The sequence below is a fragment of the Candidatus Nitrosocosmicus franklandus genome (assembly GCF_900696045.1).
GTDB classification, from domain to species: Archaea; Thermoproteota; Nitrososphaeria; order Nitrososphaerales; family Nitrososphaeraceae; genus Nitrosocosmicus; species Nitrosocosmicus franklandus_A.
Genome location: NZ_LR216287.1, coordinates 2,325,471 through 2,339,404, shown reverse-complemented (window position 1 = coordinate 2,339,404; position 13,934 = coordinate 2,325,471). Strand labels below are relative to the sequence as shown.

Here is a 13,934-nt window from a genome sequence, read left to right as displayed (position 1 = left end):
GAAGACATCCTTTTAATAAAAGATAATCAATACTCCCATGATCTACTATCATCACATGTTCATACAGAATACAAGAGCTTTCATTCATGTTTGTATATATTGTTTGCTTTAGTTAAATCACAATTCATCGATTAATAGTCAGTACCTCTTTTTCTAGTTTACACACAATCTTTAAATATTAACATTCGTAGGACTGTGTTTTATCATTACAAAGTAAAAGAATTTGAATTTATATTTATTGTCCGTAGGACTCGACTTGTAGAAAGCAATTCATCTGAAAAAACTCAAAAACTATGATATTGTCTATGCTAGTCAATATTTTACTTGTCTATAAAGTATTTATTAAGAGAAATAGTCTCTACCTAGTTATCACTCAACATAATTCCGAGATATTTTGCAAATTGCTTTAAATAATATCAAGAATAATCATCGCCTTGGTGTGATGGAAATTTTCTCAATCTTTAACGATTACGATTCATTTATCAGTTCCAGTTTAATCCTCATGTAACTATCATAGTATAAATATAATGTTTGACTATATTTTATACCGCAAACTACTTATCCATATACAAAATAATTCGGCACAAACCAGAAACCTATTAATCTTGAAGGCCGAAATGGCACTGAGGAGTAGCATGTTACTCTAAATACATCCTACTCCCGTACATTCCTTTTCTTTTGTCGATTATTCTAGTTGCGATGCCATCAATTAATCATTATATTTGTGAATAAACCAACAAGACATATGTTCACATCTTCTCAAGAATGGTCTGATCCAAACAAAGCATTACATTATTTGAGCAGAGTTAGCACATACTCAAATAGAATTCCAGGGGAGCAAGTATTGTTACAAAGTATCCCGGACACCACTAAAAGGATTCTAGATTTAGGGTCAGGAGATGGGAGGATGATTAAACTAATCAAAGAATATTTTAAAGGCAGATCAGATATCGAATTTACAGCACTGGATATCTCGCCTCCAATGTTACAAGCACTTGAAAGTTATTTTAAGAACGATCAATCTGTCAAAATAATAAAACATGATTTGGATGACCCCTTACCCGATCTAGGCTATTTCGATACAGTGATATCCAGTTTCGCAATTCACCATTTAAGACATAAAAGAAAATTCGAATTGTATGAGGAAATATACGAACTATTGAATCCACTTGGGATATTCTGCAATTTAGACCACGTTGTCTCCGTATCTACTAGAAATCATATAAAATTTTTTGACCTCATGGGAGAACCGTTATCACGAGAGGAAAAGTCTGACAAAACATTGTCTGTAGAAAGACAACTTCAAATGTTTAGAGATATTGGCTATATAGAAGTAGATTGTTTGTGGAAGTGGTACGAAATAGCTCTTTTGGTTGGATATAAAAATTAAATTTTTTTCTATACTAGGAATTATTACTGAAGCAGAAATTTTGAAAATTATTGCGACATGTTTTAACGGTTTTTAATGGATGCTGAAGCACAAAATATTATATTTTCAGGATAGATGATACGATTATTCTATGAATTTATTTCATCAATCAAGCGTGCAAATAAAGGATAATCAAAAACTACCTCAAGAATTACAAAAAGATTTAGATTCAATTTATTTGCAAAATACTGGTTTGTTAGGTATCACAGATCAATACGATATCAAAATAAACCTCGAACTGAAGAAATGTTTTCTTATCAAATAAATAATGATGTTCTTTGTGAAATCATTATATCAACTATATTCGAATTCGTGATTAGAAGGTATCGAAGTATCGCTTTTACAGACTAAAAATGTTTTGCTTGAGATTTTATATATCATTTAAAAAATCTGGCAACCATATACCATGCTTAGAGTTTATATAAAATTTAGGATAATTAGATAAATATATGGTTGATTTTTTTAGATCGAAACGAAATAGGAGGTTTACTCCAGACGGAGAACCATTGGAAAATGTCGACGGGAGTGGTGGTGGTGGATTTAGATCATCCAGTCCGTTAAAAATCGCCATACTAGCAGTAATAGCAGTTGTAATAATATTTGTAATTTTAACCTCTAGTCTAAAGATAGTGGAGGCTGGTAATCGAGGAGTGTTATTGAAATTTGGAGCTGTAGACACTTCGGTATCATTAAGCGAGGGTTTGCATTTTGTGGTGCCATTTAGAGACACAATAGTACAAATGGAGGTTCGAACTAAATTGCTTGTAGAAAGTACCACCTCACAATCAAGAGATCTTCAGAACGTCGCGACTGAGGTGGCATTGAACTACCGGTTAGATGAAAGCGCTGTACCCATATTATATAAAGAAGTAGGAGTTGATTTTGCCAATAGAATAATAGTTCCTACTATTCAAGAATCTGTGAAACAGGTGACCGCTAGATACAATGCAGAAGAACTCATTACACTGAGAGATAAGGTGAAAGCAGAAATTGAAGAGCAAATTGAGGGCAGACTCAGGCCATATAATATTATTGTGGACACAATTTCCATCACCGACTTTCAGTTTTCGGATCAATTCATCCAGTCTGTAGAAGCAAAGGTTCAAGCAGAGCAAAGGGCGCTCCAAGCACAAAATGAGCTTCGTAGAATACAAATTGAAGCTCAACAAACAGAAGCTCGCGCATTGGGGGAGCAAAAAGCCAATATAGCTTCAGCAGAAGGTCAAAGACAAGCCAACATCCTTAGAGCCCAAGGAGAATCCGAGGCTATAAAAATAATTGATGCACAACTAAGGAATAGTAGTGAATATCTTAAATGGCTACATGCACAAAAATGGGATGGAAAGCTACCCCTTGTTACTGGCGGTGGTGGTGCTGAAGGTGGTGCAAATAATTTAGGAGGCATCCCTTTCATTGAGATCCCCCTTGGGGGTTCTGACTCGAATTCCAGAACTAGTTCTTTTCCACTAGCAAATAATTCACCTACTTCTACGAGTCAATAAAGTCCCATATCCACCAATACTTCATTTTCTTCTTCTTCTTCTTCTTCTACTCCGCAACCATAGCAACAAAACAAACTTTCATTACCTTTTTTAGAAAATGATAGATCATAAGAGGTAAGTTACCTTAATGGGATCTTCGACCTCTTGAAGAATACCGGATAACTTGATTAATGATAAATAAATGAGACAAAAACTAAACTAAACTAAGGCAATTTTGGTCTTGGTCTCTTTTCAATCCTAGAATTTAATATTAGATTTATATCACAGGAAGAAAGATTGAGATAACCTAAATTATGATAGTTCTGATTTATCCACAGTTTCATACGTACTGAGGTAGAATAAAGACTAATGACAAATCATAGTTCACTATCTTTTCTAGATTCAGGAAATCGATAGAATGGAAATAGATCTGCTGACCTATTTAGTACTATTGAAATAAGATGATTGATGCAAGATACTGTAATTTGGAATAACCGTAATCAAGATAATGTATGACTTCTTATGTTGATTATTCAGTCGAATATTACTACTGATTTTTCCCTTGAAAAATTGTTATAATAATCTAATAACATTTTTGACGTGAAAGCTACCTACCTTTATGGTTGTAGAAAATTAGACCGACCATCCCAAGGCAAAAGATACAGGCCTGATAACGACAATTTGTAGATCAGCATGCAAAGCAAGTTTACAGGTACACACTTGCGTGTTTTATAAACGATCAGAATACATATTTTTCAACAAATCATCTCAATCGCTTCTTGTATTAGTTCGCGCATTTTGATCGGTTTTTGGAGGATTTTTTCAACATACTTGTTTTCAACCAAATCGTTCTTTATTTTTTCATCCAACTCATAAGCAGATATCAAGATAATCTTGATACAATTGTTCTTTTATTCGTCTAGCAACCACATCTCCCAACATATCCCCAAGTTTATAGTCTAAGAAGAGCAGATCAACATTAGAACCATTGGTCTTTTGTTCAACATATTTATTTATGCAATCACAGCCAGAACTGACCTTAATTACTCCAAATCGTAACTCTAGAACATTAGAATATAAATCTAAAAGATCTATCCCATCTTCACATACCATAACAACTTTCGGTGGGTTACGAGTTATTTTGTTAAGGTGCTCCATTTTGAATAAAGTCCTAACGTAATTATAAAGATTTGTCAGAAAGGTCTAGCGAGTATACAAAATCAAATTTAGAAAAAATAATGTGTTGTTTTATTTGAGAATTTATCAGGTTGTAGTTTACATTTGATGCATATTTAAAAGAAGGAATTGAAAGCTATTTGGATCACACATGGTCAATATATGGTAGAGACGATTTTAGATTCTGATTGGCAGCTACTGAAAAAAATCTTGTCTATGTAACAAAGAAAATATGTCAAGCATTGGCTATCCAATATAGAGCCGCAAGTATAAAGGCACCTACTGCAATACCATTAATAATTTTCCATTTTCTTTCCATTGTTGATAATAATATGGCCATTGTTAAAATATTTTGTCACTTGTATTGACTGTCGTCTACAACTAAAGAATTATCTTTGAATGAAAAAGAAGACAATATTATTTAGAATTTTATATCTATCCGATACTTGCAATAATACCTTTTAATTTGATCTGTTTTGCTTGTTTCTTACTAATTAATTCTAGAAGGTCATCTTCTTTTATCCTTCACATCCAACAAAATAAATTTGTAATTTTTTGGATTTACAAAGAATTAATTAATGATGGTGACATTTCCCTGCTTTCTTTGCTATTACACCCATTTAATTTTGAGACAAGGTGTAGAAACAAAATTGTTTAATTACGATTACTTTTCTTGTACTTTTAGGCGCAATTGGATTCCATTAAGGAAACCAAATCCTAGTAAAAATGACTGTACTAGTCGAGTCCGTCAAAAATTATATCGATGATTTAGTCCAAATGGGACCTTAACATCCAGGCCATTTTTTCATGGATTTCCATTAGACCTATTAGAAAATCATTTGTACCCATATCATTATATTTCTCCTCACATTCGTCAGCACTTTTACGCAAAAATTTTATCGTACTTTCATGGTCTTTTAGTAGGTTAGAAATCATTTTCATGTCAGATGGGTATTCACCTGGATTTTCCTTCAAATGTGCGATCTGAAGGAACTCATTCATCGTTGCTACAGTTAAGCCCCCTAATTGTCGGGTCCTCTCAGCTATTTCATCGACCATTTCATCCAATTTTTCATATTGTTCTTGAAAAAATTCATGTCTTTCTTTAAAATCCTTTCCTACTACATTCCAATGATAATTTCTAGTCTTGGTGTAAAGGAGATATTCATCTGCTAATAACATATTTAAGATACCTACTACCCCCTTTCGATTTTCCAATTCAATACCAATATCCACATTTTCTTTCATTTCATTAACTTGTTTCTTAAGCATGATGAATTATAATGGTGAAAAAAGTTTTTATACATAACATGAAATAATGATGGGATGCCTCATAAGAGTTGGACTTTTGTTTGAAAAACAACGTACTTAGACTCTAAATATTCAACAAAAATGTAGATATAGTGGTAAAGCCTTAAATGAGAAACTTCTCATAGGAAAGGTAATAAAATTATTCAAAATTGTCCCAGAACAAGGGTTTATTTGTCTTCACCTCGCGGTGTAAAAAAAATCCATACATCGTGCAAGCCATAATGCCCCAGTTTTTAAGCAAAATTGATTCTTCAGGAGTAAAATTGATCTAGCCAAATTTCATTTTTTTATTGACAAAGTTGATGCCAAATTTTATGGTTCACAAAGTAATGAGGGTATAGCAAATTAATATAATTAGGACATACGCTATTTTGTTTAGGCTTACACGTTGTGATACTCCCCTATTCTTGTTTCAGTTGTTTGACTCAACATGTAAAGAACATGTTTCTAGAAGCATAATTCCTAGGATAGTGGTACTATGATCCCTATTGTAATCGCCCAGTAATTAATTTAAATACAGAGTATTGAAAGGTTAAAATAAACATACAAAGAAGAAGGAGAAGATGAAATAGGAGAAGAAGACAACAACATTATTTATCCATTTTAGATCTATTAGAATATGGTTGTCGATACAATTAGAACTCTAAAACTATTAGGCAATTGGGCTGGAAACAGAATCGTACAAAAAAAACGTCCATTGATTGCTGTTTATAGTTTGACTCACTATTGTAACTACTATTGTCCCATGTGTCCCTTTGGTGATTCAGATAAGATAAATCAGATCAGATTAGCAAAGAACAATGATCTTACAACTGAACAATGGAAAACCATATTTGATAAGACCTCCAAATACTGCATCTGGTCAATAATAGAAGGCGGAGAGCCAACATCTCGTCCTGATTTTATGGAATTAGTAAAACATCTTTACGATATCAAAATGCCTATTACGCTCATTTCCAACTGTTCATTACTACATAAATTAGATCTAGAACACCTCAGAGAATACATTCAATTTATTACATGTAGTATAGATTCAGTATTTGAGGATTCTTATTGCAAAGTACGTGGAGTCAACAAAGAGACTTTTCACAGAGTGGTAAAAAACATTCACTTACTGACAGAACATCATGTTCCTCATTACTTTAATAGTGTAATTACCAAATTTAATACAGAAGAGTTCATCGATCAATCTTACTTTGATAAGGCAACAGAATTGGGATCCGATGCTGTTTCCTTGACCTTTGTAGAAGACAGATCGGATGTAAACTATTCGCTTCTTCCAGATAGAAAAACCATGAATAAAATATGTGAAAGTATATTAGATTATTCAAAGAGGAAAAAAAGACCTCGTATCCTGATTCCTGATCTGTACTTTAAACAAATTCTTGAATACGGTCATGTACTTTTCGATGAATGCGGAGTATGGAAAAGCGTATTTGTTAATGGAGATGGGTCAGTTCTTGTACCTTGCTGGAAATTCAAAGACGCAGAAAATACATACAATCTATTGACCCACAGTATTGATGAAATATGGAGTGCTCCCCAGTGGGATATTGCAAGAACTTGTCATGATTGCAAGGTTCTAGGTTGTATATGGTATTCTTCTCAACCCATTACTACATTTGCTGGCAACTATATGCGAGGTTTATCCAAATATATTTCTCACAAAAATCCTGAAACCAAAATTTTGGAGAGTCATTAGCATAATTCAAACAGGTCATGTTACAATGATGTGATTAGTATATAGGCGTAATGGTTTATAATACAATCTAATCAATAGTCAGAAATTGTTATTCAACATGAATTGTTATTTAATGTCTTAATTGCAGTAGAAAATTCCGACAATCCTGTAAACAAGTTAACGGACTCAAATTTTTGTCACGATCTTATGTGATAACTTAAAGAAAGCCAGAGGCAAAGCAAACGTCAACTTAGAGTCGTAGAAGCGTGAAACCAAAGATGCAAAGAGCAAAAAACTTAACCATGAGTGAATTTATGAAAAATGTCGCGCCCAAAACGAGTAACTATATATGAGTGAATTCCCAAATTCAAAGAACAAGTTGAGAAGATAGCCACCGTGCAGCAGTAATCGCCTAAGAATTATTCTCATCTTCTTTATGATGCATACAAAACGCATTTACCCCAAGACCCAGTATGCTAGCAGCTATAGGAGCAATCAACAAAGCTGAACTTTCGGGTAATTTTAGCTTCTCTAGTATCAATTGAATCAAAGATGTGCCAGTAATTGAACCACCAGACTTTACCAGGTTATGGATGCTCCCTGAAGGATGACAAAGATCATCATGTAATACATCAGCATATGCTACCCAGATAGATCTACCATCAGGAATTGTTCGGTTATGTTCTAAATCTACTTCAAAGAGTGCAGGCATGACTAAGTCAACGTCCATACCACGTTTTCTATAATCAACCAATATTTCTTCCAATTTGTAGTAAACGGGGACCAAACTACCACTAGATTTTTTGACTGCAATAGACACTTGATCAGCAAGTTCTCCCGCCTTTTCAATGGCATGTAGACCCATCCGCTTCACCCTCTCAGATTTCGTTCTAATACTCGTTTATAAAATTTTAGTACTGGTTAATGGGAGAACCATGAAATTAGTTTGACGACAATAAAATATACTTTAGTGATCAAGTGAGCAGAGTAGTTCCGAAAGTCTGAACGGTTTTGTAAATAAATCAGCATCATGTACTTTAGCACTTTTGATAAGCTCGTGTGGAAGATGTTCCTTTGCAGCGGTACTCATTATCATTATACGTTGGGATGAATTTCTTTTACGTATTTCATTTGCGACAGCTAATCCAGATATCTTATCCAAATGAGTATCGAGTAATATGATGTCATATTTTTTATTTTTACTTGTATTTGAGTTATATAAAAAATCTAATACTTCATAACCAGTATTAAATGCATCATAATCATAACCAAGATAATTAAGATAGTGTTTCATAATTGAAAGGATTCCTGGATCTGATTCAGCTACCAAAATTGATTTCTTCTTTTGACCTAGCTCGTGGCGGTCAGTTTTATACTTGCTAGAATTATCTCTAAATGGGTTGCTAGAATGTATTGATGAATCTTTATCTTTATATGGTAATTTTGTTAACCTTTTACCTTTTTTGCCTCTACTATTATTGCGACCCATTGATGCAACATATTGCAAGTATTCGATAGACATTATCCTACAGTCTGTATTAATTTAGTATAGCATGGTTAATAAACCATTAATTTAATGTTAGCTAATTAGTAACTCTTAATATCATTAAATTTAGTTTCTTCCAAAATCATAGTGAATTAGGAAGAGCAATTCATATTAAACCATGTAATCAAAAGTTTCAGAAAAAAGCCAAAATATAGCTAAAACTGTAATATATTTGAGTATGTTACAAAAAATTGACAATTATTTGTATGTTGTTAAAAACATCAACTAACCTAAAGTATCAATCTAAACCACTTGGCTATTTATATAGACAAACTAAAATAAGGAATCTAGTAGTTGGCAATAGCTTTTGCATATTAAGATATGTCAGCTAAAGCACCTATCAAATTTAATAACAGGAACCATTAATTTAGATATTGTTCTATTCCAAACGTATTGAGATGTTTTCTATGCGAAATAAAGTTATTTCCCTCTAATACTCCACATAGGTTCGATAAAATTTCCATTCATCTGCCTCTTTCAGCCAGGAAATACACACCAGTACCAGAATTAGCAATCTATTATCACATATTGTAACTATGAAATGCATATACTGTTGTAAATAGACACAATCACTTCAAATAATTGTCGCCATGGTATAGACGAGACAAAGTAACCATCAGGTTAGAATCAAATTAATCGACTTGTTTACTTGTAGGATAAGAAGTTTAGTAACATAATAGTAATAGATACTTCCCAATATATTCATAGTAATTAACATATAAATTGTGATCTAAATTAGATGCATTAATCAAAACAATGCTATATGTGATAATCACTATTGTAATTACCTCTTTGCCTATTAGAGATTCACTCATAGTTATAGCTATTTCACCATTACAAAGAATTATCGATATAGAGTGTTATCAGGTTCTTATTCCACATGAATTAGGTCCGGCTTCTAAATCTCTGAATAATACATTCTCACAGGATATGAGATTTTTATTTATTTTTACGATTTTATCGTAATTCATCGGTTGCAGAGGAATATTTGCCAAGACGTATTTTGAAAAACTGTTCTCTGACTGCGTAATATTTCCCAATTTCAATTTTATTGATCGTAAAGTGTTAAATATAGGTTTATCATGTTCAAAGGTTTCGCTATAATGTGATGGCAAAACTATAGTATCATCTGGCAGACTGAAAAGTTTATTACTATATGTCTGATAGAGATTGGAGGTAAATTCTTGTGCCTTGTTGTGCAAGTCTGGCCTTCCAACTCCATTGACAAATATAGTGTCACCTGTGAAAATCAATAAAGAATGATTACGAAAATTGTTTGTTGTATCTAGTTTATGGTTATCCCCTTCTGTGGTATTGTAGAGATCCAAAGTAAAGCTCATACTTCCTTCAGTATGACCCGGGGAATGAATAGCCTCTAAATAGAATCCATTTCCAATTCTTATTTTATCTCCCTCGTTAAGACGGTTAATTACTAAATGATTTTCTGCGGGTAAATCCTCTAGAACATATTTTTCTACGGAACTAATGTTAAGCTGAGCCTTGTATTTTAAAGCAATTTTCGTGGCACCAGATAAATGATCCGCATGCATATGAGTATCAATTATATTTAAAATTTTAAGCTGGTGGTTAGTTATTAGATCATCGATGACACTATCAATACTACATGTAGGATCTAATACCACGGCATTTTTTTCCTCTGTAGATGCGATGACATAACTCATACACCCTTTTGAAATGCGTCTGATTTGCCAAATTCGTAGAGGAATTGTCTTTTCAATTTCGAGTTCAGTTACATCATATATATTGCTCCATTCGGATATACCCCCCTCGACAGTACGGACCTTATATCCCATTGAAGATAACGCCATTGCTGCAAAGGATGAACGCTGTCCATGTGCACAGTAAGTAATAATTTCTTTGTCCTTTGGTAGTTTCTTTAGCGATTCCATAGACATTAACGTATCAATCGGAATCAGCATAGAATCTCGATATTTGTCGTACGAGATGGACCACATATCATGTTCTTGCTTGGTTCTTACATCTAAAATCATAAAATCATCCCCATCATCCATTTTTTTCTTCAATTCATATGGTTTGATTATAAGATTATTGTCATTGTTTTTTCTGGAGTTTCCAACATTTGAAAGCATGCCTCTTCTTTGACAAGTCGTGATTTATAAATCATAAATACATTAAACTGAAGTTTTCAAATAGGTTGAATGTACTAACCAAATTCAATCAAATATCTGTCAAAAAATAGGCAAGAATTTCGAAGTATTTTTTACTCATTACTGATACGCATGTCTATTGCTATCCTTTAACACTAAAATTATAAGATTAGTAAAGATCGATGAAACACAAAAGACTTTGAATCAAAAATAAATTTAAATAAATTTGTATTTCTCAATTTCTCAAATGCCGATAGTAACTAGCGAATATTCAACTAAAACCCGCGGAGAAAACGATATTATCAATTTAACAGACATAGTCGCTGCAACAATTAATGATTGTACATTACAAAATGGAATTGTCACTGTTTTTGTCGTTGGCTCTACTGCAGCAATCACAACAATAGAGTATGAACCAGGCTTGAAGAAGGACCTTTCAAAAACTCTAGATAAAATTGTTCCCAAAGGGATTATTTATGAGCATGACAAAGCATGGCATGATGGGAATGGTCATTCACATATTCGTTCATCTTTAATTGGTCCGGGTTTAACAATTCCATTTATCAATGGTCGACTATGTCTGGGAATATGGCAACAGACAATATTAATTGAATTGGACACAAGATCAAGAGAAAGAAAAATTATTATACAAATTATCGGAGAATAGGTTGCATATTAATTTAATAATATATTACATACAAGAATAATGAGTCTCGCATACAACAATCACCCGGTTTTTGTTATTGATGCTATGCTAGGAAACATTGCAAAGAAGCTAAGATTGTTTGGTTTTGATACCAAGTATGAGTCAAATATAAGCGATGATCTTTTGATCAAAGAGGTTCTCCAACAGAAGAGAATTCTAGTTACTAAGGATAGGCAACTTTATCATAGGTTAAAAAGCAAAGGAGTTCTAGTAATCTTACCATCACGGATTGATGAAACAGGTATATTAATTGAATTGCTAAAAGGCTGTCAAATAAAGCATATAGATTTGTTACCTAATTCATTAACCCGATGTGGGATGTGTAACGGCTCTCTCTATACTGTTAATAAGAACTCTGTAATTAAGGAGATACCTTACAATGTGTTTGACCATATCGACACTGCCTATAGATGTACTAATTGTCTGAAAGTGTATTGGAATGGCACACATATTAGTCATATCAATATTTTATTAGAAGAAATCAACTACAACTTGAAAGTATAAAGCATGATAATCTTTATTTTAAGAATTTTTGTCTGGATAAAAACTTCCTTACCAAGTATGCCCTTTGAGCAATCAATAATGAATGACTTAATGAAAGAGCCCGTTACATATTGGAATACTACCATTATTTTCAACAAAGATTTGAATGTCAAATTATTGTAAAAAAAAGACGTCCTTTACTATTACGACATTTTAATTAAAAAGATTTAAGTTTTGATAAACAAACGTAAGCTGTAATTATGAAAATTGGAATAATAGGTTCAGGAGAAGTTGGATGTAGATTGGGAAGCGGATGTATCGATTTGGGCCATCACGTAATGATTGGAACAAGGAACCCCGAAAAAAAAGAGATCCAATCATGGCTACAGGAAGCAACCAACAAGGATAAGGCCTTTGTAGGAACATTTGCAGAAGCTTCAGCATTTGGAGATTTAATAATAATCGCAACACTATGGAGTGGAACTGAAAACGCAATTGATCTAGCAATTCCGACCAATTTTAAAGATAAGATAGTTGTCGATACTACTAATCCGCTAGATTTTACAGACAACAGTTCCCCAAGACTATCAATTGGATTTGATAAATCAGCAGGAGAAATAATTCAATCGATCCTTTCTGATTCCTTTGTGGTAAAGGCATTCAACATCATAGGAAACCCACATATGATCAGACCAGATTTTCCATGTGGTCCACCCACAATGTTTATTTGCGGCAATTCACAGGACGCAAAAAACAAAGTAATTGAAATACTTACCAAACCATTTGGGTGGGAAACAATAGACCTAGGCGGTATTGACCAAAGTAGACTGTTAGAACCACTAGCAATGATCTGGATAAATTACTATATTAAGTCAGGTTCCGGAAACCATGCTTTTAAGTTATTAAAAAAATAAGCCTCTTAGTATAACCTGGTGTAAAATTATCAAATCGCAATACTATAGTACGATCAGCAATAGTACAATAGTTGGATATGGAATTATTGAGCAATTCGTGTTTTGACATCTTGGATAACCCAAGTTTAATCGAGTTCATAAAATGCATGTTGTTTAAAAAATTATGTAGGTAGACTCTTCACCCCTATTATCATGATAATATATAATGATGTAATAATGGAAATATAACAAAGATTTGAGGTTCACCATACTTGCCTATGCATAGTCATGAGCACTAGTGTCATTTTAACAAAAAAGAATAATTCGTGATCGCTACTTTTGAACGAAAGTAAATAGAGTCTAGAAATTGTATAAAGAAACTAACAATCATCCAGAGATCTTTTCTAACAAGATGGAAAAGTATTTCAATAAATAGGATCATACAATTAGCGGATTTTTGATTTCTCTGAAGGTTGATGTTTACTTTCATCATACTGAAAAGAGTACATGACAGGCAAGATTGTATTGGCTCTCCGTACCTCAATAGCACGTGACAGAATTGCATTTCTTAGATAATAGTCTATTTAACCCATGTGAATTAACTTCCAAAATAAAAAAGAAACCAATGGCGGACACATGTTGAAATAATAATTTATTTTATATGGATTTGGACAGAATTCCAATCAAATTATTTAGATGAGAGGCAAATTCATTTGATAATAGCATTATTACCCGTACTCAGATTACCTTACATTAATTAACAGACAACAATTTCTCAAGAGAGGTGTGTACTCCTAAAACATATTATTAACTATTTGTTAGTATTATTCCATAATCTTAAATCCACTAATCAATGATTCAGAATGTATAAAAGCAATTTTGGCCACACCAAACTATATTGCATTGGATTAAGTATTGCAACTGCAATCGTTTTGGAACAGACAAGTCAAAGACAATCGAGTTTTACAAAATTAGTGGATCAAGAACCGAACTTAGATGCAGTCAATGCAAAGGATTGATGGGTTGGTGGGATGAACCTTCTCGTGTAAGGAAAATTAGGCCAGAGACAAGAGATTGGTCTTATCAAGAACGTTTATTC

At 33.0% G+C, this 13,934-nt stretch carries 11 protein-coding genes; 6 read left to right on the top strand and 5 right to left on the bottom strand.

The genetic code is table 11. From position 1 onward, the window contains the following. The first annotated feature begins 745 nt into the window (after positions 1-745). Entirely contained in the window at positions 746-1,390 is a 645-nt protein-coding gene (locus NFRAN_RS10975) for a class I SAM-dependent methyltransferase (RefSeq protein WP_134485029.1), read from the top strand. Between the two features lie 488 nt (positions 1,391-1,878). Further along, a complete protein-coding gene (locus tag NFRAN_RS10970; RefSeq protein ID WP_134485028.1) occupies positions 1,879-2,931 on the top strand; it encodes a prohibitin family protein in 1,053 nt (350 codons plus the stop codon). Positions 2,932-3,780: 849 nt separating this feature from the next. Here NFRAN_RS10970 and NFRAN_RS10965 read toward each other — a convergent pair. Next, positions 3,781-4,023: a hypothetical protein gene (locus NFRAN_RS10965; protein ID WP_134485027.1), complete on the bottom strand. Its 243-nt coding sequence runs from the start codon at positions 4,021-4,023 to the stop codon at positions 3,781-3,783. A gap of 831 nt (positions 4,024-4,854) precedes the next feature. Then, on the bottom strand, positions 4,855-5,358 hold the full coding sequence (locus tag NFRAN_RS10955; protein ID WP_232038002.1) for a Dps family protein: 504 nt from the start codon (positions 5,356-5,358) through the stop codon (positions 4,855-4,857). 658 nt (positions 5,359-6,016) lie between these two features. On the opposite strand from NFRAN_RS10955, the gene NFRAN_RS10950 reads away from it, so the two are divergent. Beyond that, positions 6,017-7,099, top strand: a complete 1,083-nt coding sequence (locus tag NFRAN_RS10950) for a radical SAM protein (protein ID WP_134485025.1) — start codon at positions 6,017-6,019, stop codon at positions 7,097-7,099. Between the two features lie 391 nt (positions 7,100-7,490). Here NFRAN_RS10950 and NFRAN_RS10945 read toward each other — a convergent pair whose 3' ends face one another. The 3 genes from NFRAN_RS10945 to NFRAN_RS10935 form a co-directional block, all read right to left on the bottom strand. Then, on the bottom strand, positions 7,491-7,943 hold the full coding sequence (locus NFRAN_RS10945; protein WP_134485024.1) for a hypothetical protein: 453 nt from the start codon (positions 7,941-7,943) through the stop codon (positions 7,491-7,493). Between the two features lie 102 nt (positions 7,944-8,045). Continuing rightward, on the bottom strand, positions 8,046-8,567 hold the full coding sequence (locus tag NFRAN_RS10940; RefSeq protein ID WP_172602312.1) for a response regulator: 522 nt from the start codon (positions 8,565-8,567) through the stop codon (positions 8,046-8,048). 920 nt (positions 8,568-9,487) lie between these two features. Continuing rightward, the gene (locus NFRAN_RS10935) at positions 9,488-10,735 is read right to left on the bottom strand and encodes an MBL fold metallo-hydrolase (RefSeq protein ID WP_134485022.1); all 1,248 of its coding nucleotides are present in this window, start codon (positions 10,733-10,735) and stop codon (positions 9,488-9,490) included. A 265-nt stretch (positions 10,736-11,000) separates the two neighbouring features. On the opposite strand from NFRAN_RS10935, the gene NFRAN_RS10930 reads away from it, so the two are divergent. From NFRAN_RS10930 to NFRAN_RS10920, 3 genes are all read left to right on the top strand, one after another. Beyond that, positions 11,001-11,420, top strand: coding sequence for a secondary thiamine-phosphate synthase enzyme YjbQ (locus tag NFRAN_RS10930; protein WP_134485021.1), 420 nt, complete (start codon positions 11,001-11,003; stop codon positions 11,418-11,420). Positions 11,421-11,459: 39 nt separating this feature from the next. Continuing rightward, positions 11,460-11,963, top strand: coding sequence for a Mut7-C RNAse domain-containing protein (locus NFRAN_RS10925; protein ID WP_134485020.1), 504 nt, complete (start codon positions 11,460-11,462; stop codon positions 11,961-11,963). A gap of 239 nt (positions 11,964-12,202) precedes the next feature. Further along, positions 12,203-12,856, top strand: a complete 654-nt coding sequence (locus NFRAN_RS10920; protein ID WP_134485019.1) for an NADPH-dependent F420 reductase — start codon at positions 12,203-12,205, stop codon at positions 12,854-12,856. Positions 12,857-13,934 lie beyond the last annotated feature (1,078 nt).

What these genes read in the sequence shown, in the direction of transcription:
- NFRAN_RS10975 (WP_134485029.1), top strand. Translation starts at nt 746, where the DNA reads ATGTTCACATCTTCTCAAGAATGGTCTGATCCAAACAAAGCATTACAT.
- NFRAN_RS10970 (WP_134485028.1), top strand. Translation starts at nt 1,879, where the DNA reads ATGGTTGATTTTTTTAGATCGAAACGAAATAGGAGGTTTACTCCAGAC.
- NFRAN_RS10965 (WP_134485027.1), bottom strand. Translation starts at nt 4,023, where the DNA reads ATGGTATGTGAAGATGGGATAGATCTTTTAGATTTATATTCTAATGTT.
- NFRAN_RS10955 (WP_232038002.1), bottom strand. Translation starts at nt 5,358, where the DNA reads ATGCTTAAGAAACAAGTTAATGAAATGAAAGAAAATGTGGATATTGGT.
- NFRAN_RS10950 (WP_134485025.1), top strand. Translation starts at nt 6,017, where the DNA reads ATGGTTGTCGATACAATTAGAACTCTAAAACTATTAGGCAATTGGGCT.
- NFRAN_RS10945 (WP_134485024.1), bottom strand. Translation starts at nt 7,943, where the DNA reads ATGGGTCTACATGCCATTGAAAAGGCGGGAGAACTTGCTGATCAAGTG.
- NFRAN_RS10940 (WP_172602312.1), bottom strand. Translation starts at nt 8,567, where the DNA reads ATGGGTCGCAATAATAGTAGAGGCAAAAAAGGTAAAAGGTTAACAAAA.
- NFRAN_RS10935 (WP_134485022.1), bottom strand. Translation starts at nt 10,735, where the DNA reads ATGCTTTCAAATGTTGGAAACTCCAGAAAAAACAATGACAATAATCTT.
- NFRAN_RS10930 (WP_134485021.1), top strand. Translation starts at nt 11,001, where the DNA reads ATGCCGATAGTAACTAGCGAATATTCAACTAAAACCCGCGGAGAAAAC.
- NFRAN_RS10925 (WP_134485020.1), top strand. Translation starts at nt 11,460, where the DNA reads ATGAGTCTCGCATACAACAATCACCCGGTTTTTGTTATTGATGCTATG.
- NFRAN_RS10920 (WP_134485019.1), top strand. Translation starts at nt 12,203, where the DNA reads ATGAAAATTGGAATAATAGGTTCAGGAGAAGTTGGATGTAGATTGGGA.